The following is a 19,549-nucleotide window of genomic DNA, read 5'->3' as shown; positions in this document are numbered from 1 at the left end:
GCAGGTGACCTGTGACCTCCCCGGCCCGGGACCGCGCCCGGTTCGTGCTGGCCGTGCCGCTGACCGCAGCTCTGGGGGTGCAGCTGCTCGACCCCGCCCGCCCCGAGGCCGGAGTACGGCTCCCCGTCGAGGGTCTGGCCGCCAACGGCGCCGGCGGCGCGCACGCATCGGCGCTGTCGGCCGCCATGGAGGTTGCCGCCTACCTCGCCCTGGCCCCGTCCCTGGCCCCCGACGAGCACGCGGTGTCCCATGCCGTCGCCCTGCAGCTGGTGTCCGCGGCCCCGGCCGGGGTCTGCGTGCACGCCAGCGCGCACCTGGACCGCCGGGGCCGGCGGACCGCCTTCCTGACCGCCGTCGCCCAGGTCGACGACGTCGTCGTCGCCCGGGCCCAGATCACCAAGACCGTCGTGCCCTGGGTCTGACCGCGACCCCTCCCTGCTCGACGCCCCCGACGAGGACGCCGGCCCGGGACGACGCGCACAGGGCCCGGCGCGTGTGCGCCGGGCCCTGCGTGGTGGCTCCCCCGCTTGGACTCGAACCAGAGATTCGATGCAGGACGGGCGCCGGAGCATCGATTCGGCGCCCGTCCTGGTCCGGTACGGTTCAGTCCTGCGGGTCGCCGGCACCCTCGGGCTGGTCGGGGGCATCGGCCGGGTCGTGGGCCTGGCCCGCCTGCTGGGCGAGGACGCTGCCGTTCCCGGCGTCCACGGTGACCTCGGTGACGGTGCCGTCGGCGCCGTTGACCTCGACGCTGTAGACGACGTAGCCGTTCTCGGCGTCCAGGTCGGTCTCGGTCACCGAGCCGGGGACCGCGGCGAGCGCGGCCTGCTCGGCCTGGGCCTGGGTGACCGTCGCAAGGGCCTGGAGGGCGGCCTGCTCGGCGCCGTCGCTGCCTGCGGCTTCCTGCCCGTCAGGCACCTCGGTGGCGGCCGGGGCAGGGACGGTGCCGGTGAAGGTCGGGTCCGCGGCGTCCTGCTCGCTGCCGGGGCCGCCGTCGGGGCCGTCGGCGGTCTCCCCGTCGGCCTGACCGCTGTCGGCCTGGTCGGCGCCGACCTGGTCGGAGGTGGCGGTGGTCGACGTGGCGGCGGTGTCGGGGCCGCTGGCTGCGGCGATGGAGGCACCGCCACCGATGGCGAGTGCGGTGGCGATGCCGGCGGCGGCGAGCTTGCCCTTGGTCAGACGGAGCTTCACGGTTCCTCCTCGATGTAGCAGAGCGGGTCCCGCTCTGTGCCATCACCATCCGTCGCGGGTGCTGAGACGCAGCTGTGCTCGCTGTGGATCTCCTCAGCTGACGGCCGCCGGACGACGGGGCCACGCACCTAACCTGCCGTTGTGCAGACCACCCCAGCCGAGGTGATGGAGGGCGACCTGCCGTCGGGCCGGGTGGGCATGCGCGCCCGGGCCACGGCCGCTGCCGTCGCCGTGGTGGCCGTCGCTCTGGCGTTGGCGGCCGCGGTCCTCGTCGTGCTGGTGGGCCGCACCGTGCAGGACACCGTGACGGCATCGGCGAGCACGCGGGTGCAGGAGGTGGCCGCCGACCTCCGGCTGAACGGTTCGGGGGGCCTGCAGATCAGCGGCTCCGAGGACGGTGCGATGGTGCAGGTGCTCCGCGGGGACACGGTGGTGGCCGCCAGCACCGACCTGGCCGGGGTGCCTGCCCTGACCGGTCTGACCCCCGGCCCCGGGCATCAGGAGTCGGGGCAGGTGGACGGCGCCGTGGTCGGCGAGCCCGGCGACACCTTCCGCCTCGTCGTGCTCGGGGTACCCAGCAGCAGCGGGGCGGACCGGGTGGTCGCCGTGCAGTCGCTGGCCGTAGCGGAGAACGCGCAGGCCCTGGTGGCCCGGCTGGCCGCGGTGGGGGTGCCGGTGCTGCTGGTCGTCGTCGCGCTGGCCACCTGGTGGTCGGTGGGCCGGGCACTGCGGCCGGTGGAGGTCATCCGGGCCCGGACCGCTCGGATCGGGGCCGCGGACCTGTCCGCTCGTGTGCCCCAGCCGCGGACCCGGGACGAGATCGCCGCGCTGGCCACGACGATGAACGCGATGCTGGCACGCCTGGAGACGTCGGTGGCCCAGCAACGTGCGTTCGTCTCCGACGCCGGCCACGAGCTGCGCAGCCCGATCGCGACCATCCGTACCCAGACCGAGGTCGCCCGCCGGGTCGGCCCACCCGATCCGATGCACGACCTCGTCCTGGGCGAGGTCGCGCGGTTGGAACGGTTGGTGAGCGACATGCTGACCCTGGCCAGCGCCGACGAGGGGCATCACCGGGTGGGCCGGCGGCAGGACGTCGACCTCGACGACCTCCTCGCTGCCGAGCGTTCCCGACTGAGAGCACAGCCGGGTCTCGTGGTGACCGGTGACCTGGCAGCCGCTCGCGCCTGGGGCGACCCGGCGGCCCTGGCTCGGGTGGTGCGCAACGCCGTGGACAACGCGGTCCGGCACAGCCGTGGCCGGCTGCACCTGACGAGCGGACCGGCCGCCGGTGGGGCGGCTGGCGGTGCGTGGCTGGCCGTCGAGGACGACGGACCCGGGGTGGCCGCAGCGGATCGGGAACGGGTGTTCGGCCGGTTCGTCCGGCTCGACGAGGCCCGGGCCCGCGGCGACGGGGGGTCAGGGCTCGGGTTGGCCATCGTCCGGGAAGTCGTGCTGGCCCACGGCGGGCACGTGGAGTTCACCGACCCGGACGTACTCCCCGGTGCTCGGCTGCTGGTCCGGCTGCCTGCTCAGCCGCCGGAGGCGTCGAACAGGTAGCCCACGCCGCGGACGGTGCGGATGCTGGCCCGGCCGAAAGGCACGTCGATCTTGCGGCGCAGGTAGCCCACGTAGATCTCGACGTTGTTGACGTCCCCGTCGAAGGCGTCGTCCCAGACCTCCTGCAGGATCGTCAGCTTGCTCAGCGCCCTGTCGGGCCGCTCCATGAGGTAGGTGAGGAGCGCGAACTCGCGAGGGGTGAGCGCGATCTCGGCGCTGCCTCGGCTCACCCGGTGCCGGGTGGGGTCCAGCACGAGGTCCCCGGCACGCAGGACGAGGGACGGGCCGGTGCGGGCCCGCCGGGCCAGTGCCCGCAGGCGGGCGGTGAGCAGGAGGAAGGAGAATGGCTTGGTGAGGTAGTCGTCCGCGCCCAGGTCGAAGGCGTCGGCCTGGTCGTACTCGCCGTCCTTCGCGCTGAGCATCATCACCGGGGTGGTGACCCCGGAGTCGCGCAGCTCCTCCAGCACCCGGTAGCCGTGCAGTCCCGGCAGCATGATGTCCAGCACCACCACGTCGTAGCCGCCCTCCTGGGCGGCGTCCCGACCGCTGATCCCGTCGTGAGCGAGATCGACGGAGTGACCCTCGGCACGCAGCCCCCGGGCGATGGCGTGGGCGAGGCCGACCTCGTCGTCGACCAGCAGCACCTTCACCACTCCGCCCGGGGGCCGTCGGCGGGTCGACTCAACGCAGCGCGTCCGCCTCGACCGGGGGCAGCTGGTCGCGCTTGCTGACCGCCAGGTAGGCCACGACGGCGACGATGGTGGCCAGGAACAGCACGCTGGTCAGCGTCGTCCCCAGGCCGAGGCCGCCGTCGACCTTGTCCTGGGAGAACCCGTCACCCAGCGAGGCGCCCAGCGGGCGGGTGAGGACGTAGGCGATCCAGAACGTCAGGACCGCGTTGGCCTTGAAGACCAGGTGGCTGGCCGCGACGGCACCGATGAGCGCGGCGAACAGCAGCGCCGAGAGCCAGTAGCCCGCACCCAGCCGCTCGGCCGTCAGGTCACCAGCGGCGGTGCCCAGGGCGAAGGTGAACAGGATCGCCAGCCAGTAGAAGGCCTCCCGGCGGCGGGTGACGATGGAGTGGATCGACAGCGTCCGCTCGGCGGCGTACCAGCCGGCGAAGGTGAGGCCCAGGGCGACGGCGAACACCGCGGTGGTCGCCTCCAGCGGCACGCCCAGGTTGTCGGTGAGGTTGTCGGTGATCAGCGTGCCCACGACGCTGATCAGCACCACGGTCGCCCAGTACAGCGGGGGGATGTAGCGGCGGGCGCGGAACTGGAGGCCGAGGACGACGAGGAAGCCCGCGCCGATGACCAGGGTGGTGTTGGTGAGGCCGAACCCGAGGGTGTCGTTGAGGTAGTCCGCGGCGGTCTCCCCGACCGTCGTGGCCAAGATCTTGATGACCCAGAACCAGATGGTGACCTCGGGGACCTTGTTCAGCAGCGCGCGCCCCGTCGAGGGGGCCAGGGGTGTGGTCATGGCGGCAGCGTCGGGGAACGCGTCTGCACACGACCTGAACGGTTCACCGGTCGTGCGCTCCGGTCACGCATGATGGCCTGGTGAGCCGACTGCAGCCGCGGATCCTGGTCGTCGAGGACGACCACGGCCTGCGCGACGTGCTGGCCCGCGGGCTGCGCGAGAACGACTTCACCGTGGTCACCGCGCGGGACGGCGCGGGCGCGCTGGGTGCGGTGCGCGGCGCAGACGGGGACACCGGGGACGGCTTCGACGCCGTCGTGCTGGACATCGGGCTGCCGGATTCCGACGGCCGCGACGTCTGCCAGGCGCTGCGCGCACAGGGGCTGACCGCGCCGGTCCTGTTCCTGACCGCGCGGGACCAGCTGCACGACGTGCTGTCCGGGTTCGCGGTCGGCGGAGACGACTACCTGGCCAAGCCGTTCCACCTCAGCGAGCTGCTGGCCCGCCTACGCGTGGCCCTGCGGCGCTCCGCTGCCGCACGCCCGGTGAGTGCGGGACTGACCCTGGACCCGACCACCCATGCCCTGGCCGGCCCGGCCGGGGCCCAGCGGCTGACCCCGACGGAGTTCCGGGTGCTGGCCGCCCTGATGGCCCGGCCGGGCGAAGTGGTCCGCCGGCGGGACCTGCTGGCCGCCGGCTGGCCCGACGGCGCCCAGGTCGCCGACAACACCCTCGACCAGTACGTCGCCCGGCTGCGTCGCAAGGTCGACGCCGCCGGCGACCCGGGCCGGTCGATCGGCACCGCGCACGGCGTCGGATACACGTTCACGTGAGGGCCCGGGCGGCGCGGACCAGCCTGCGCAGCCGGCTGTCCTGGTCGGCCACCGTGGTCGTGGCCCTGTGGGTGCTGCTGCTGGCGGTGGGCGCCAACGAGCTCCTCGCCCGGGTTCTGGCGGGCCAGGCCGACGACGTCCTGCAGGCCCGCGCCGAAGCCGTGGCCCAGACCGTCGACGTGGCCGCCGACGGCACGGTCACGGTGCTCGACGGCCGCGACGACCAGGCCCTGGACGTCGGGACCTGGATCATCGACGGCGCCGGCCGGATCGTGGAGACCCCGTCGGGCAGCACCGCCGCACTGGACCGCCAGGCCGTCGACCTCGCCGCGCAGGGCGCCAGGACCGTCGACCTCGGGGACGACCTACGACTGCGGGCCCTGCCGATCACCGACGGCGGACAGCAGGTGGCCGCCGTGGTCACCAGCACCTCCCTGTCGCCCTACCGGCAGGTCGAGCGGACTGCGCTGCTGGGCAGCGTCGGGGTCGCGCTCCTGCTGGTCGTCGTCGTGCACCTGGTCCTGCGCGCCAACGTCACCCGCGCGCTGCGCCCGGTGCAGGACATGACCACCCAGGCCGGCCGGTGGAGCGCCGACGACACCGACCTACGGTTCGGCGACGGCCCGCGCCCGGCCGAGCTCGCCGAGCTGGCCGGCACCCTGGACCAGCTGCTGGACCGGCAAGCGGCCGTCCTCCGTCACGAACAGCGCTTCACCGAGGAGCTCTCCCACGAGCTGCGCACACCGCTGGCCCGGGTGCAGGCCGAGATCGACCTGTTGCGCGCTCAGCCGCGGGACGCGCGCGCACTGGCTGACGCCCACGCCGCCATCGACCGGTCCACCCGCGCGATGGCGTCGATCCTGGAGACGATGCTCAGCGCGGCGCGTAGCGCGGAGGCCGTCACCCCGGGCCGGACCCGGCTGGTCGACGCGCTGGTGGTCCTGGCCGACCCCGACGCCCAGGACGTGCGGGTTCCCGTCACCATCGTGGGCGATCCCGACCTCGTCGTCGGGGTGGATGTCGACGTCCTCGTCCGGGCCTTGTCCCCGGTGGTCGACAACGCCGTCCGCTTCGCCACCAGCCACGTGCGCATCCAGGCCGGAGCCAGCTCCGGGCACCTGGTCGTCACGGTGCTCGACGACGGCCCGGGGATGACCGAGCAGTCCGCCGACCGGGCCTTCGACCCCGGGTACCGCGGCGACCCGGACGACGGGCACACCGGCGCAGGACTGGGCCTGGCACTGACCCGGCGGCTGGTGCTGGCCGCCGGCGGGGCGGTGACGGCGGTGGCCGGCGACCACGGCCGCATCGAGATCGTCCTGCCGCGCGGGTGAGACCCGGAGCACCGGCCACGTTCAGGCGTTGTACAGGATCGGTGTCCGACGGTGGTCGGCATGGGCGGCTTCCTGGATCCGACGAACCTCATCAACACCTTCGGCCTCATCGGCATCATGGCGATCCTGTTCGCCGAGACCGGTCTGCTGGTCGGGTTCTTCCTGCCCGGTGACTCCCTGCTGTTCACCGCCGGACTGCTCGCCGCCGGCGGGCTGATCGCCCCGTTGTGGGTGCTGCTGGTCCTGCTCCCGCTGGCCGCCACAGCCGGGAACCTGGTCGGCTACTGGATCGGGCGCAAGGCCGGCCCCGCCGTCTTCAACCGCCCCGACAGCCGCCTGTTCAAGGCCGAGTACGTGGCGCGATCCCAGGCCTTCTTCGACCGCAACGGCGCCCGGACGATCCTGCTCGCCCGGTTCGTGCCCATCGTCCGCACCTTCGCCACCGTCATGGCCGGGGCATCCCGGATGGACCTGCGCCGCTACGCCATCTACTCCGTCATCGGTGGCATCGCCTGGGCCGCCGGCGTCACCCTGCTGGGCTTCTGGCTCGGGCAGGTCGCCGTCGTGCGCGACCACGTCGAGCTCTTCGTCCTCGGCATCGTCGTCCTGTCCCTGGTCCCCGTCGCCGTCGAGGCCCTCCGGGCACGTCGCACCCGCCCGACGGCCTGACCAACGGCGCGACAGCCCCCGGCCGCCCGGCCAGACCGCCGGTGAGCACCACGACAGACGTTCAGGTCGTCGTCAGGTGCCCGGGGCGACGGTGAGCCATGACCACCGCCGCTCCCCCGGTCCCGGCCGCCACAGCTGCACCCCCGGCCGCGACGAGCACGGGCCCTGCAGCCCGGTGGTTCCTTCCCGCCCTGCTCGCTCTGCTGATCGGTTCCGGCGTCCTGTACACCGTCGGAGCCGCCCGCTCGGGCTGGGCGAACGCCTACTACGCGGCCGCCACGCAGGCAGGCGCGCTGGACTGGCACGCCTACCTCTTCGGTTCCTTGGACCCCTCGGGCGGCATCACCATCGACAAACCTCCGGCCGCGATCTGGCTGACCGCCCTGTCGGCCCGGGTGTTCGGGCTGTCACCGGATTCGGTGCTGTGGCCCCAGGCGGCCTGCGCAGTGGCCGCGATCGCGTTGCTGGTCGCCACCGTGCGTCGGCATGCCGGGGACGTAGCGGGTCTGGTCGCCGGGGCCGTGCTCGCCGTGACCCCGGTCGTGACGCTGCTCGCCCGCTACGACAACCCCGACGCCCTGATGGTGCTGCTCCTGGTCGCGGCCGCCTACGCGGTCACCAGGGCCGTGGACCGCGCGGAGGGCGGTGGCGGGTGGGTGGTCGCGGCCGGCGCACTGATCGGCCTCGCCTTCCTGACCAAACTGGGTCAAGCCCTCCTCGTGGTCCCCGCCCTGGCGGTGACCGTCCTCGTCGCCGCACCCGGCCCACTCCGTCGACGCCTCGGCCGGCTGGCCGCCGGCGGTGCGGCGATGGTGGTGAGCGCAGGCTGGTGGGTCCTCCTGGTCGAGGCGACCCCCGTGGCCGAGCGGCCCTACATCGGCGGATCGAACGACAACAGCGTCGTGGGCCTGGCGCTGGGGTACGACGGGCTGGCGCGGGTCACCGGCACCGCCGGGCACGTGGGCAACGCGCACTGGGGTCGGTTGTTCGGCAGCGGTGGGGACCAGGCCGGGTGGCTGCTGCCGGCAGCGCTCCTGCTCGTCGGGGTGACCCCGGTGCTGATCCGCCGGCTCCCACGCACGGACCCCACCAGGGCCGGTCTGCTGCTGTGGGGCAGCTGGCTGGTCGTGGTCGGCCTCGTGCTCAGCGGCCTGCGGGGCATATCGCACAGCTACTACAGCGTGCAGATCGCCCCGGCGATCGCGGCGCTCTGCGCGGTGGCCGGGACCAGGCTCTGGCGCCTGCGCACCCAGAAGTCCTGGGCTGGGCCCGTCCTGGCGACGGTGGTGGGCCTGTCGGCCGCGTGGGCGACCGGGCTGCTCCTGCGCGGCCTCGCCTGGCCCGCGGCGGTCATCCCGGTGGTCCTCGCTGGTGCCGGTCTGGGTGGCATCCACCTCGTGCGGTCGACCTCCCCCGGATCCAGCCCGCTGTCCCGGACCGCCCGGGCATGCATGGTCGCCGGCGTGCTGGTCAGCATGCTGGCCGGGCCCACCGCCTGGTCCGTCGCCACCGCTCTAGCCGTCCACCAGGGTTCTGGGCCGGTAGCCGGACCAGGGACGACCAGCTTCTCGGCCAATCCAGGCTTCCGCCCAGGCAGTCCGGTGCCGCTCGAGGTCACCGAGCTGGTCCACCGAGATGCGCCCGGTCACCGGTGGGCGGCAGCCGTTCCCGGACGCCGTGCCGCCGACCTGCAGCTGGCCACGGGAGACCCCGTCCTCGAACTCCGCGGCTACACCGGTCACGACCCCTCACCCACCCTCGAGCAGTTCCAGCGGTGGGTGCTGGACGGGGACATCCGCTACCTCGTGGTCGCATCCGGCTCCACCCCTGCCTCACCCGGGAGCACTCTGAGCTCGATCGAGGACTGGGCGGGACGGCACTTCCCCGTCCACCACTACTCCGGGTGGGACGTCCTGGACCTCTCGGTCTCGCCGTCCGGCGCCTCCGGGAACCCAGGATGAGCGGCCGGGGGTGGTCGGGCATCGGGGTGCGGTGGGTGCGTCGAGCACTGCTGGGCAGTGGACCGCTCAAGCGCAGGGTCGACCACGTGGAGACCGGGTTGCGGCTCCTGGCGGTCGTCGCCGTCATCTCAGCGGTCGCCCTGGGCACCGTGCTCGGGGCGTACGTCGCTGCCCGGGCCAGCGGGGTGCAGCAGGTGCAGGACAGGGCCACCACGGTCGTCGCCGCCCACGTCGACACCCCGCCGACATGGGTGCCGACCGGTCTCCTCTCCCGCACCCCCTCCGCGCGCGCGACCTGGTCGGACCCGGCGCACCCCCACCAGCTCAGGCACGAGCTCGTGCCGGTCCCGCCGACAGCTCACGAAGGCGCGACCGTCGCACTACGGGTGTCGACGGTCACCGGCGGCCCCCCGTCGGACACCGGAGCGAGCCCCGCCGTCCTTGGTCTCGGCGCGGGGCTGGCCACGGGATTCCTTGTCCTCGTCCCCGTCGGCGCCCTGTCCTGGGCCACTCGGTCCTGGTTGGGACGCATCCGGGCTCGAGCCTGGGACACCGAGTGGGCCCGGGTCGGGCCGGAGTGGCGTGCACACAGATGAGCACGACGCAGGCGGTGACAGCGCCCCGATGCAGGTTCTCGAAGACCTCGTGATGACCTCGCTCGCGTTCCTCGCCGAGGTGGGAGGTGTCGTGGCCCTCGCGCTGGTGCTCGGACGGGCATGGCGGAACGACGTCCCGCAAGAGGTGGCCCGCGGGGATCTGGGAGGTCGCGACCGCGGCGAGGACCCCGTCGACGACGTCCACGAGGGTCCACCCTGAGTCAGCGGGCCGGTATGCCGCGGCCGATCTTGCCGTCGTGCCGTTCGGTGCTCACTCCGGTGCGGGATGTCCGATCAGGCGCTGCACCCAGGCGTGCCCGCTGCCGACCAGTTCGTCGGTGGTGCGCAGGACAGCGAGCGCCACGTCCGGGTTGGCCTGGGCCACCGGCCCGAGAACGGCCATCACCAGACGCCACCCCCAGTCGCCCGTGACCGGCGAGTCGGCCAGGATGGCCGTACCGCCCGGCGCCGACGTGGAGATGGGGGCGGCCACGTGCAGAACCAGAGGCGCCGGCGCCGGAGGCAGAACCTGGGCGAGTGCTGCGGACATGCGCCGATCCTGTTCCCCCGCAGGTCAGCGGCCGGGCAGCGCGACATCTCCGCACGGCAAACTTCCCGACGACCGGCCGGGTCGGGAGTGCCCGAGTGGGCGCTCAGCTGTCCTCGACCCCCGGTTGCGGCGGCAACAGGAGGGTGAACACGGGGGGCAGCGGGCTGGCCACGCGCAGCCGGCCGCCCTCCGCTTCGGCGAGGGTGCGGGCCAGCGCCAGGCCGATGCCGTGGCCGCCGTCGCGGTGGGCGCTGCGGATGAACAGGCGGTCGACCTCCAGCCGCGTCGTGCCTTCGTCGGCGACGTCCACGGCCAGCACACCGCCGGCATCGCGGACGGAGACCGTGACGGTGCCGGCTCCGTGCACGGTGGCGTTGTCGACCAGCACACCCACGACCTGGCGCACGGCGGCGGCCGAGGCGGCCGTACCGGGCAGGTCGTCCTCCGCGTGTATCGCCAGGTCGCGGTCGTGCCGAGCGAGCAGAGGGCCCCAGGTCGCCTGCACGTCCGCGATCAACTGCGTCGGGTCCAGCGGGGTTCCGTGGGCGCCGGTGTCGCGGGCGAGCGCGAGGAGGTCGGTGATCGTGGCCTCCAGTCGGTCGGCCGAGGCCAGCGCGTTCTCGATCGCTCCCCGGTGCGCCTCCGGGGGCAGTTCCAGAGCGGTCTCCAAGGACAGCCGCAACCCGGTCAACGGGGTGCGCAGCTGGTGCGAGGCGTCAGCGGAGAAGGCTCGCTCCCGTGTCACGAGGGCACCCAGGCGACCGGCGGTCGTGTCCAGCGCCGACCCGGCGGCGTCGATCTCGACGATCCCGCTGCGGGCGGTCCGGGAGCTGAAATCGCCCTCGCCCAACTGCTGTGCCGCGACCGCGAGTGATTCCAACGGGTGGGCAAGTCGGGCGGCTTGACGGCGGGCCAACAACCAGGTGATGCCGATGGCAGCCGCAGCCAGGGCCAGCATGCCCGCCCACGTGGCCACGATGCGCCACCGCGCAGCGCTGTAGTCGGTGGCCGCGCGCACGACCCCGCGGGTGGTGTCCCCGTCGACCACGGGGACGGCCACGACGAGCTGGCCGTCGATGTCGTTCGCCGTCGACACCCGCCCATCGCCGAGGGCGTCCGCCGAGGCCGGGTCGAGTCGCCGGGGTCCGTCGCCGGCCACCAGCTGCCCGTCGGTGCCGTAGAACGCGACGAGGACGGTGCTGTCCCTGCCTTGCCCGTCGCCCAGACCGGTGGGGGTGCGGCCGGCAGCGACATCGAAGGCGACGGAGACGGCGTCGACGTCGGCGATCCGCTCGAGCTCGCTCTGCTCGTCGCCGAGGAAGGACTGCGCTACCCCGTAGCCCAGTGGTAGTCCGAACAAGGTGGTGGCCACGACCGCAGCCAGCACGGCCTGAGCGACGATGCGGCCGCGCATGCTGGCCCAGCGGCGATGCCGGACCGGTCGTTCGTCACTCACGGCTGGTCCAGCCGGTACCCGTGCCCCCGCAGCGTGCTGATCTGCGGCTGGGGCACCCCGCGTCCATCGGCGACGACCGCGAGCTTGCGCCGGAGCGCGGCCACGTGCACATCCAGGGTCTTGGTGGACCCGAACCAGTGCGCGTCCCAGACGTCCTCCATCAGCGTCTCGCGGCTGACCGCGGCACCCGGCTGGGCTGCCAGCCGAGCGAGCAGGTCGAACTCCTTCGTCCGCAGCACCACCTCGGCTCCCCCGATCGTGACCCGGCGGGCAGCGAGGTCGACGACCAGGTCGCCGACGACGACCGGTGCCTGAGCGGCCGGGACAGCTGAGCTGCGGCGCAGGTGTGCGCGCACCCGGGCCAGCAGTTCGCCGAACCGGAAGGGCTTGATCAGGTAATCATCGGCGCCGGCCTCCAGGCCGACGACGACGTCCATCTCCTCGGCACGTGCGGTCAGCACCACGATGACGCAGCCCGGTTGCACCGCTCGGATGCGGCGGCAGACCTCGATGCCGTCCAGGTCGGGCAGGCCCAGGTCCAGCAGCACGAGGTCGAAGGACCGGCCGGCGACGGCGTCCAGGGCACTGCGGGCGGTGCGCTGCCAGGACACCGAGTGCCCGTGGGCCCGCAGCCCGGAACCGAGGGCGCCCCCGATCGTCTCGTCGTCCTCCACCACCAGCAGGTCCGCCATGCCGGTGACGGTAGGGCCCGTCCGCGGGTCGGACGGGGCCTCCGGTGGTCCTGGGACAGGGATTTGCCTGGCGCTCACCGTGCACCCACCGACCGCTGGCCGAGACCGCAGCAGCATCGGCGGTGTTCCCGACCGATGGAGGAGAGCCCCGTGGCCAGCCCAGCAGCCCGCACCGTCCTGGACCGTCCCGCGACCCCGACCGACGGCGTCCTGCCCGGCTCGGGTGCCCGGGTGCTCGTGGTGACCGGCAGCGTGGGCGCCGGTCACGACGGCGCCGCCCACGAACTGGCCGCCCGGTTGACCGCGGCTGGTGCGCAGGTCGAGGTCCGGGACCTCCTGGACGCGTTGCGGCCGCCGCTGGCCCGCGCGTTGCGCAGCGGGTACGCCGGCGGGGTCGGGCGGGCACCCGTGCTGGTGGAGCTGCTCTACCGGCGGCTCGAACACCGGGGTCTGCTGTGGGCGATCGAGCGGCGCATCTGCCACGCAGCCGAGACCACCGTGCGCGACTGGGTGGGTGCAATCGACCCCGACGTCGTCGTCACCACCTACCCGTTGGCCGCCCAGACCCTGGGTGAGCTGCGCGCCGCCGGGGACATCACGGTCCCGGTGCTGACCTACCTGACCGACCCGGCCGTGCACGTCAGCTGGCTGCACCCGGCCGTCGACGCCCACCTCACGGTCACCGCGGCCACCGCCGCCCAGGGCCGCCGCGACTACGACCTGGGCTTCACCGTCGCCGGACCGCTGGTGCCCACTCGCTTCGGGCAGCCGATGGACCTCGCCGAATTGGTCGCCCTGCGCGCGGAGGTCGGCGTGCGCACCGACCGGCCCGTCGCCCTGCTGGTCGCCGGGTCCCTCGGTCTGGGCGACGTCGCCGGTGCCGCGCTCGACGTGGCCGCCACCGGGTTCACACCGGTCGTGCTGTGCGGACGCAACGCGGCACTGCGCGACCGGCTGGACCGGCTGCCCGGCGTCGTCGCGCTCGGCTGGCGCACCGATGTGCACCGGCTCATGCAGGTCGCCGACGTCCTGGTGCACAACGCCGGAGGCCTGACCTGCACCGAGGCCCTGGTCGCAGGGCTGCCCACCGTGACCTACAAGCCCATCCCCGGGCACGGTCGGGCCAACGCCGCGGTGCTGCACGACTCAGGGCTGGGGCCGTGGGCCACCGACCCGGTCGACCTGCGCGCCGCCCTGCTCGAGCAGCTGGGCCGCGACCGGACCCCGCCGGCCATGCCGGACCCCACCGACACCGTCCTGTCCTGGGTGCCCGCCGCCCGCAAGCTGGCTCGTCCGGCCGCCCGGGCTGCGGCACTGGCGGTGGCGGCGTGAGCGCCCCGACCATGACCACCGCAGTGGCCGGGGCCGCAGCCGGGTTGTGGCACGCCGCGCCGGCGCTGACCTCGATCGGTCCGCTGCGCCGCCCGTTCCCACGGCTGTCCGGGCAGGGGCGGCCCAGCGGTATCGGGCTGACCTTCGACGACGGTCCCGACCCGCTGGGCACCCCGGCCGTGCTCGCCGAGCTGGACCGGTTGGGGTGGACGGCGACGTTCTTCATGCTGGGCAGCCAGGTCCGCGCCCACCCCGACGTGGCCCGCTCGGTCGTCGCCGCCGGCCACGAGATCGCGGTGCACGGTGACCTGCACCGCGTCCACCTCCTCCGCACCGCAGCCCAGGTCCGCGCCGACCTCGCCCGAGCCCTGGGCGACATCCGCGCGCTCACCGGCACCGACCCGCGCTGGTTCCGCCCTCCCTACGGCGTGTTCACCTCCGGGTCACTCACCGCGGCCCGCACCCTCGGGCTGACCCCCGTGCTGTGGACCGCGTGGGGCCGGGACTGGCAGAAGGCCAACCCCGGCTGGGTGCTCGACAACGTGATGTCCGGCCTGGCCGACGGCGGCACCCTGCTGCTGCACGACTCTGACTGCACCAGCACCCCCCGTTCGTGGCGGACGACCGCCCGGACGCTGCCGCTGCTGGCCGAGCGCCTCGACGAGCAGGGACTGCAGGTCCGGCCGCTGCGCGACCACCTGACCGCGGCATGACCGCGGCCCTGCTGGCACTGGCCTCGGCGTCGGCCTACGCGGTGTCCACGGTCATCGGCCACCGGGCCGCCGCGTATGCACTCTCGGGTGACGGTTCGTGGTGGTCCCGGGCCGGCCGGCTGCTGCGCCGTCCCGGGTTCGTACTGGGCCAGGCCCTGGGTGCTCTCGGGCTCGTCCTGCACGCCGCCGCGTTGGCGGTGGGTCTGGTCGTGGTGGTGCAGCCGATCCTGTGCGTCGGGCTCGTGCTGGCCCTGGCACTCGGCGCGCTCGTCGACCGTCGCCACCCTGACCGTCCACTGCCGGGACGCGGGCAGTGGTGGTCCGCGGGAATGGTCGTCGCCGGTCTGGTCGTCTTCCTGACCAGTGCAGCCCCCACGGCCGGCAGCGGGGCTGCCGTCAGCTGGGCGCTGCCCGCCGCGGTCGGGGCCCTCGCTGCCGCATCGGCCGCCGTCGGCTTCGCTGTGCACCGCGGCCGTCTACGTCGCCCCGCGGCGGCGCTGGCGGCCTGCTCCGGGCTGGCGTTCGGGCTGACCGGGGTGCTGCTCAAGGCCGTGCTGGCGCTGCCGGTGACCGCGTGGCCGCTCGCGTGGGCGGTCTACGCCCTGGTCGGTGTCGGGCTTGCGGGCACGGCGCTCGCGCAGTGGTCCTACGCCGCCGGTCCACTGGTGCAGTCGCAGCCGGTGGCCTCGGCGCTGGAGCCGGTGGTCGCGGTCGCCCTGGCCGGACCGGTGTTCGCCGAAGGCCTGGCCGGGGGGCCGGTCGCGCACCTGGTGCAGCTGGCCGGCCTGGTGCTGCTCGTCGCCGGGGTCGTCGGGGTGGGACGGTGCGCCACCGCTCGTGATGCCCGCCGGGGCAGCAGCGACCCGGCCGGGGACGAGGACCGCGTGCCGGTGCTCGCCTCGTACGGATGAAGCGTTCAGGTCTTCGTCAGGATCCCCCCTCCACCATCACCGCGGCCCTCCCGGCCCAGGCACCACCTCACGGGCTCGACGCCGAGCTCCCCCCGCCTCGTCGTCCCCCCTCTGGAGCAGCCCGTGCCGCAGCACGCCCCGTCCACCCGCCCCCGGGTTCCGGTCACCACCGTCAAGGTCCCCGCCGTCACCGCGGTGTTCTGGCTGGTCAAGGTGCTCACCACCGGCACCGGCGAGGCCGCCGCCGACGGGGCCGCGGCCTGGAACCTGCCGGTGGCCGTCGCGGTGTCCGGCCTCGGCCTGGTCGCCGCCCTGTGGTGGCAGCTGCGCGCCGACCGGTTCCAGCCGGGCCGCTACTGGACGGCGGTCACGATGGTCGCGGTGTTCGGCACGATGGTGGCCGACGGCCCGCACGTCGTGCTCGGCCTGCCCTACCCGGTCACCGCGGGGCTGGCCGCCCTGGCCCTGGCCGCGGTCTTCGCGGTGTGGCACCGCCTCGAGGGCACCCTCGACGTGCACAGCATCACCACCCGACGGCGCGAGCTCCTGTACTGGGCGGCGGTGCTGACCACCTTCGCCCTGGGCACCGCGCTCGGTGACCTGGCCGCCGTCGTCTGGCACCTGGGCTTCGCCGGGTCGATCGTGCTGTTCGCCGCGGCGATCGTGGTGCCGTGGGTCGGCTGGGCCCGGTTCGGGCTGTCGCCGGTGGTCGCCTTCTGGGCCGCCTACGTGCTAACCCGCCCGCTGGGGGCCTCGGTCGCCGACTGGCTCGGCAAGCCCGCGCACCTGGCCGGCGGCCTCGGCCTGGGCGACGTCCCCGTCGCGGTGACCGGGCTCGTGCTCATCGCGGTCCTCGTGTCCGGCACGGCCCGGCGGGCGACCCGGTGAGCTGGTTCGAGGCCCTGGTCCTGGGGGTCGTGCAGGGGCTGACCGAGTTCCTGCCGGTCTCCTCCAGCGCGCACCTGCGCATCGTCGGCGCCCTCGCCGGCTGGCCCGACCCGGGTGCGGCGTTCACCGCCATCATCCAGATCGGCACCGAGCTCGCCGTCCTCGTGTACTTCGCCCGAGACATCGCCCGCATCGTCACCGCGTGGGTGGCTTCCCTCGTGCACCGGGAACGCCGCGGTGACCCCGACGCCCGGATGGGCTGGCTGATCATCGTCGGCAGCATCCCGATCGTGGTGCTGGGCCTGCTGCTGCAGAACACCATCGAGACCACCTTCCGCGACCTGCGCATCGTGGCCACCGCGCTCATCGTGTTCTCGCTATTCCTGCTGGTCGCCGACCGGGTCGGCCGCAAGCGGCGCACACTGGAGGAGCTCACGGTCGGGCACGGCGTCGTCTTCGGGCTGGCCCAGGCCCTCGCGCTGGTCCCCGGGGTGTCCCGGTCCGGCGGCACGATCACCGCCGGCCTCCTGCTGGGCTACACGCGCGAGGCGGCGGCGCGGTACTCCTTCCTGCTCGCCGTCCCGGCCGTGCTCGGGTCCGGCGCCTACCAGGCCTACGACGCCCTGCACGGCGCGACCGCCGGCGCCCCGGTCGCCTGGGGCCCGACCGTGCTGGCCACGGTGGTCTCCTTCGCGATCGGCCTGGCGGTCATCGCATGGCTGCTCCGCTACCTGCAGCGCGGCAGCTTCGTGCCCTTCGTCGTCTACCGCGTCGTCCTGGGCGCCGTGGTGCTCGGACTCGTGGCGGGCGGTGCGCTCGCCGCTCGGTGAGCGTCACCCGGCGAGGATGACCGGCATGGGGTCTTCCATCGTCGCGCTGGGCCCCGGCCTGGGCATCGCCCTTGCCGCGCTGTTGGCGCTCGGTGTGGTGGCGGGCCGGGTGTCCGGGCTCGGGCAGCAGCGGCCCGTGCTGTGGGCGTGCCTGCGGGCCACCGCCCAGCTGGCCGCCGTCTCGTCGGTGATCGTGGCCGTCGTCGGGTCGCTGTGGGCGTCGGCGGCGTTCGCGGTGCTGATGCTGGCGGTGGCCGCGGCCACCTCGGCCGGCCGGGTCACCGGCGGCACCACCTGGGGACAGGGGACGCCCCGCCGGGCCATGCTGCTGGCCGCACCCATCGCCGCCGGCGTGCTCCCGGTGCTCGGCCTCGTACTGGCCAGCGGCTCGGTCCCCCTGCGCGGGGAGGCCGTCGTCCCGATCGCCGGCATCGTCATCGGCGGCGCGATGTCGGCCACCTCGCTGGCCGGCCGCCGCATGCTCGACGAGCTCGAGCAGCGGCACGGCGAGGTCGAGGCCGCCCTCGCCCTCGGCTTCCTGCCGCGGGACGCCGCGATGCTCGTCGCCCAGCCCGTCGCCGCCACCGCGCTGGTCCCCGCCCTGGATCAGACCCGGACCGTCGGGCTGGTCACCCTGCCGGGCGCCTACGTCGGCGTCCTGCTCGGCGGCGGCAGCGCCCTGCAGGCCGGCGCCGCCCAGCTGCTGGTCCTGGTCGGGCTGCTGGCCGCCGAGGTGATCGCGGTCTGGGTGGTCACCGAGCAGATCACCCGAGGTGCTGTGACGCGCAGCGGCCCGGCCGCATCCAGGACGCACCCCCGGATGCTGTGATCGAACGGCAGACCGAAGCCTTGATCTCGACCACTGTCCTCGCGTCCTCCTTCCGTCCGGAGAGGACGACGACTCCGATCAGCACAGGACCGGGGAAGATCCACGCCCACACACCTCTTGCTCCCCGGGTGACAGCTCCTCGGAACCGAGGTTGCCTGACCTACACGTGATGACGGTGCACAAGCTGACCGCCGGAGACGGTTATGCATACCTGAGCCGTCAGGTAGCAGCGCAGGACACGACGGCACCCCCCACCGGCAGTCTGTCCGGTTACTACACGGCTCGGGGTGAAGAACCGGGCCGCTGGATGGGCCGTGGTGTGCACGGTCTGGCTGGACTCTCTCCGGATTGCACCGTTCTCGAAGCGCAGATGCGCGCCCTGTTCGGGGAGGGACGTCACCCCAACCGCGCCCAGGTCGAGAGCGACGCCGTCGCCGCTGGGTCCAGCCCAGCTGCGGCCGACAGGGCATCCCGGCTCGGCGCGCCCTACCCGCTGTTCACCGACGACGGTGAATTCCGGCGGCGTTGCGCGAGGGCTTACCAGGAGCTCAACGCCGACAGAGGTGAGGCCGTTGGAGCCCCGGTCCCAGCGGAGGATCGGGCCCGCATCGGCACCGCCATCGCGTCGGACATGTTCAGAGAACAGTTCGGTCGCGATCCGCTGGACCCCCGCGAGTTGTCTGGCCACCTGGCACGGATTTCCCGCCAGAGGACCACGGCCGTGGCCGGCTACGACCTCACCTTCAGCCCGGTCAAGTCCGTGTCGACGCTGTGGGCCATCGCATCCCGCGACATCGCCGACGTGATCGAGCAGGCCCACGCCGACGCCGTTGCCGACGTGCTGGCCTGGCTGGAGGACCACGCCACCTACACCCGAGCCGGCCGGCACAGCGTCGCCCAGGTCGACGCACGCGGACTGCTCGCGGCAGCCTTCACCCACCGGGACTCCCGGGCCGGCGATCCTGACCTGCACACCCATGTCGCGATCAGCAACAAGGTCCAGACCCTGGACGGGCGCTGGCAAGCCCTCGATGGCCGACCCCTGTACGCCAACACCGTCGCCGCATCCGAGCGGTACAACACCCGCATCGAGTCCTTCTTGTCCGAACGGCTGGGCGTCCGGTTCGCCGAGCGACCTGGCGGGGAGCCTGGGAAGCGGCCGGTGCGGGAGATCGTCGGGGTCGATGGCCCACTCCCCCGCGTGTGGTCATCCCGTCGCGCAGCCATCGACACCCGCCGGGCAGAGCTCAGTGCTGCCTTCCAGACCGACCACGGCCGCCCCCCGACGGCACTCGAGGCGACCCGCCTCGCGCAGCAGGCGAACCTGGAGACCCGGCAGGCCAAGCACGAACCGCTGACCTACGCCGAACAGCGCGCCGCCTGGCGGACGTCAGCCCTGTCAGTCCTCGGCGGTGAGCACGAGCTCGACGCCTACCTTCACCGGGCGCTGCACCCGTCCGGCGCTCCGACCGGACCGGTTGTGACCCCGGGGTGGGTGTCGAAGGTTGCAGCGTCGGCGGTCGAGCGCGTGTCGCTGATGAACGCCACCTGGGCAGAGGTGCATGTGCGTGCCGAGGCCGAGCGACGGGTCCGCCTGTCCGGCATTCGTGCCGCCGAGCTCGACGCGGTGGTCGAGGACGTCGTCACCTGCGCTTTGTTGTCCGTGGCCGTGCCAAAGTCCCCACGGGTGGCCATCGAGAAGTCCCCGCTGATGGCCAGGTAGGTCCCCGTCCCTCGCTCGTCGTGTCGATCGTGAGCTGAGGCCCTGGGCGGTGACGGTGGCGG

21 protein-coding genes are annotated in these 19,549 nt (G+C 73.8%); 15 read left to right on the top strand and 6 right to left on the bottom strand.

The genetic code is table 11. The features are described 5' to 3' along the window. The first annotated feature begins 11 nt into the window (after positions 1-11). Entirely contained in the window at positions 12-422 is a 411-nt protein-coding gene (locus NH342_RS09575) for a PaaI family thioesterase (RefSeq protein WP_253014130.1), read from the top strand. A gap of 181 nt (positions 423-603) precedes the next feature. On the opposite strand, the gene NH342_RS09570 is transcribed toward NH342_RS09575, so the two are convergent. Next, positions 604-1,191, bottom strand: coding sequence for a PepSY domain-containing protein (locus tag NH342_RS09570; protein WP_253014128.1), 588 nt, complete (start codon positions 1,189-1,191; stop codon positions 604-606). Positions 1,192-1,332: 141 nt separating this feature from the next. Between NH342_RS09570 and NH342_RS09565 the strand changes: the two genes are divergently transcribed. Further along, the gene (locus NH342_RS09565; protein WP_253014126.1) at positions 1,333-2,751 is read left to right on the top strand and encodes a cell wall metabolism sensor histidine kinase WalK; all 1,419 of its coding nucleotides are present in this window, start codon (positions 1,333-1,335) and stop codon (positions 2,749-2,751) included. Here NH342_RS09565 and NH342_RS09560 read toward each other — a convergent pair. Together NH342_RS09560 and NH342_RS09555 are read right to left on the bottom strand one after the other, a co-directional pair. Further along, positions 2,724-3,395 (bottom strand): response regulator transcription factor, encoded by a 672-nt coding sequence (locus NH342_RS09560; protein WP_253014124.1) that lies wholly within the window; start codon positions 3,393-3,395, stop codon positions 2,724-2,726. The two genes, NH342_RS09565 and NH342_RS09560, sit on opposite strands and share 28 nt — an antisense overlap. Positions 3,396-3,432: 37 nt before the next feature. Next, complete coding sequence (locus NH342_RS09555) at positions 3,433-4,230, bottom strand: hypothetical protein (RefSeq protein ID WP_253014122.1); 798 nt, start codon at positions 4,228-4,230, stop codon at positions 3,433-3,435. 80 nt (positions 4,231-4,310) lie between these two features. On the opposite strand from NH342_RS09555, the gene NH342_RS09550 reads away from it, so the two are divergent. The 6 genes from NH342_RS09550 to NH342_RS09525 all read left to right on the top strand — a co-directional run bounded on the left by NH342_RS09550 (position 4,311) and on the right by NH342_RS09525 (position 9,783). Then, positions 4,311-5,003, top strand: a complete 693-nt coding sequence (locus NH342_RS09550) for a response regulator transcription factor (RefSeq protein WP_253014120.1) — start codon at positions 4,311-4,313, stop codon at positions 5,001-5,003. After that, positions 5,000-6,337 (top strand): HAMP domain-containing sensor histidine kinase, encoded by a 1,338-nt coding sequence (locus NH342_RS24175; protein ID WP_253014118.1) that lies wholly within the window; start codon positions 5,000-5,002, stop codon positions 6,335-6,337. The genes NH342_RS09550 and NH342_RS24175 overlap by 4 nt, the downstream gene beginning before the upstream one ends. 60 nt (positions 6,338-6,397) lie before the next feature. Further along, the gene (locus NH342_RS09540; RefSeq protein WP_253014116.1) at positions 6,398-7,006 is read left to right on the top strand and encodes a DedA family protein; all 609 of its coding nucleotides are present in this window, start codon (positions 6,398-6,400) and stop codon (positions 7,004-7,006) included. Between the two features lie 98 nt (positions 7,007-7,104). Further along, positions 7,105-8,967 (top strand): glycosyltransferase family 39 protein, encoded by a 1,863-nt coding sequence (locus tag NH342_RS09535; RefSeq protein ID WP_253014114.1) that lies wholly within the window; start codon positions 7,105-7,107, stop codon positions 8,965-8,967. Then, on the top strand, positions 8,964-9,563 hold the full coding sequence (locus tag NH342_RS09530; protein WP_253014112.1) for a hypothetical protein: 600 nt from the start codon (positions 8,964-8,966) through the stop codon (positions 9,561-9,563). Before NH342_RS09535 ends, NH342_RS09530 begins: the two co-directional genes overlap by 4 nt. A 52-nt stretch (positions 9,564-9,615) precedes the next feature. Next, positions 9,616-9,783 (top strand): hypothetical protein, encoded by a 168-nt coding sequence (locus NH342_RS09525; RefSeq protein WP_253014110.1) that lies wholly within the window; start codon positions 9,616-9,618, stop codon positions 9,781-9,783. Between the two features lie 51 nt (positions 9,784-9,834). On the opposite strand, the gene NH342_RS09520 is transcribed toward NH342_RS09525, so the two are convergent. The 3 genes from NH342_RS09520 to NH342_RS09510 all read right to left on the bottom strand — a co-directional run bounded on the left by NH342_RS09520 (position 9,835) and on the right by NH342_RS09510 (position 12,261). Beyond that, positions 9,835-10,113 carry a hypothetical protein gene (locus tag NH342_RS09520; RefSeq protein ID WP_253014108.1) on the bottom strand — a complete coding sequence of 93 codons (279 nt, stop codon included), beginning with the start codon at positions 10,111-10,113 and terminating at the stop codon, positions 9,835-9,837. Between the two features lie 103 nt (positions 10,114-10,216). Next, positions 10,217-11,569: a HAMP domain-containing sensor histidine kinase gene (locus tag NH342_RS24170; RefSeq protein ID WP_253014106.1), complete on the bottom strand. Its 1,353-nt coding sequence runs from the start codon at positions 11,567-11,569 to the stop codon at positions 10,217-10,219. Continuing rightward, complete coding sequence (locus tag NH342_RS09510; RefSeq protein ID WP_253014104.1) at positions 11,566-12,261, bottom strand: response regulator transcription factor; 696 nt, start codon at positions 12,259-12,261, stop codon at positions 11,566-11,568. The genes NH342_RS24170 and NH342_RS09510 overlap by 4 nt, the downstream gene beginning before the upstream one ends. 150 nt (positions 12,262-12,411) lie before the next feature. Here NH342_RS09510 and NH342_RS09505 point away from each other — a divergent pair, with 150 nt between their 5' ends. From NH342_RS09505 to mobF, 7 genes are all read left to right on the top strand, one after another. After that, on the top strand, positions 12,412-13,593 hold the full coding sequence (locus NH342_RS09505; protein WP_253014102.1) for a hypothetical protein: 1,182 nt from the start codon (positions 12,412-12,414) through the stop codon (positions 13,591-13,593). Next, positions 13,590-14,306 carry a polysaccharide deacetylase family protein gene (locus tag NH342_RS09500; protein ID WP_253014100.1) on the top strand — a complete coding sequence of 239 codons (717 nt, stop codon included), beginning with the start codon at positions 13,590-13,592 and terminating at the stop codon, positions 14,304-14,306. Before NH342_RS09505 ends, NH342_RS09500 begins: the two co-directional genes overlap by 4 nt. Next, positions 14,303-15,217, top strand: a complete 915-nt coding sequence (locus tag NH342_RS09495) for a DMT family transporter (protein ID WP_253014098.1) — start codon at positions 14,303-14,305, stop codon at positions 15,215-15,217. The genes NH342_RS09500 and NH342_RS09495 overlap by 4 nt, the downstream gene beginning before the upstream one ends. A 123-nt stretch (positions 15,218-15,340) precedes the next feature. Continuing rightward, on the top strand, positions 15,341-16,105 hold the full coding sequence (locus NH342_RS09490) for a hypothetical protein (protein ID WP_253014096.1): 765 nt from the start codon (positions 15,341-15,343) through the stop codon (positions 16,103-16,105). Further along, complete coding sequence (locus NH342_RS09485; protein WP_253014094.1) at positions 16,102-16,935, top strand: undecaprenyl-diphosphate phosphatase; 834 nt, start codon at positions 16,102-16,104, stop codon at positions 16,933-16,935. The genes NH342_RS09490 and NH342_RS09485 overlap by 4 nt, the downstream gene beginning before the upstream one ends. A gap of 25 nt (positions 16,936-16,960) precedes the next feature. Next, a complete protein-coding gene (locus NH342_RS09480; protein WP_253014092.1) occupies positions 16,961-17,764 on the top strand; it encodes an ABC transporter permease in 804 nt (267 codons plus the stop codon). Between the two features lie 169 nt (positions 17,765-17,933). Next, on the top strand, positions 17,934-19,487 hold the full coding sequence (gene mobF / locus NH342_RS09475; protein WP_253014090.1) for a MobF family relaxase: 1,554 nt from the start codon (positions 17,934-17,936) through the stop codon (positions 19,485-19,487). The last annotated feature ends 62 nt before the right edge of the window (positions 19,488-19,549 follow it).

Source organism: Klenkia sp. PcliD-1-E (assembly GCF_024124375.1).
Classification (GTDB): Bacteria; Actinomycetota; Actinomycetes; order Mycobacteriales; family Geodermatophilaceae; genus Klenkia.
The sequence above is the reverse complement of the archived record's forward strand: the minus strand, read 5'-3'. Positions and strand labels throughout refer to the sequence as shown.

Bases quoted from the DNA above. Each gene is read 5' to 3' on its own strand.
- NH342_RS09510 (WP_253014104.1), bottom strand. From the start codon at position 12,261: ATGGCGGACCTGCTGGTGGTGGAGGACGACGAGACGATCGGGGGCGCC.
- NH342_RS09530 (WP_253014112.1), top strand. From the start codon at position 8,964: ATGAGCGGCCGGGGGTGGTCGGGCATCGGGGTGCGGTGGGTGCGTCGA.
- NH342_RS09520 (WP_253014108.1), bottom strand. From the start codon at position 10,113: ATGTCCGCAGCACTCGCCCAGGTTCTGCCTCCGGCGCCGGCGCCTCTG.
- NH342_RS09525 (WP_253014110.1), top strand. From the start codon at position 9,616: ATGACCTCGCTCGCGTTCCTCGCCGAGGTGGGAGGTGTCGTGGCCCTC.
- mobF (WP_253014090.1), top strand. From the start codon at position 17,934: ATGACGGTGCACAAGCTGACCGCCGGAGACGGTTATGCATACCTGAGC.
- NH342_RS09480 (WP_253014092.1), top strand. From the start codon at position 16,961: ATGGGGTCTTCCATCGTCGCGCTGGGCCCCGGCCTGGGCATCGCCCTT.
- NH342_RS09495 (WP_253014098.1), top strand. From the start codon at position 14,303: ATGACCGCGGCCCTGCTGGCACTGGCCTCGGCGTCGGCCTACGCGGTG.
- NH342_RS09540 (WP_253014116.1), top strand. From the start codon at position 6,398: ATGGGCGGCTTCCTGGATCCGACGAACCTCATCAACACCTTCGGCCTC.
- NH342_RS09535 (WP_253014114.1), top strand. From the start codon at position 7,105: ATGACCACCGCCGCTCCCCCGGTCCCGGCCGCCACAGCTGCACCCCCG.
- NH342_RS09555 (WP_253014122.1), bottom strand. From the start codon at position 4,230: ATGACCACACCCCTGGCCCCCTCGACGGGGCGCGCGCTGCTGAACAAG.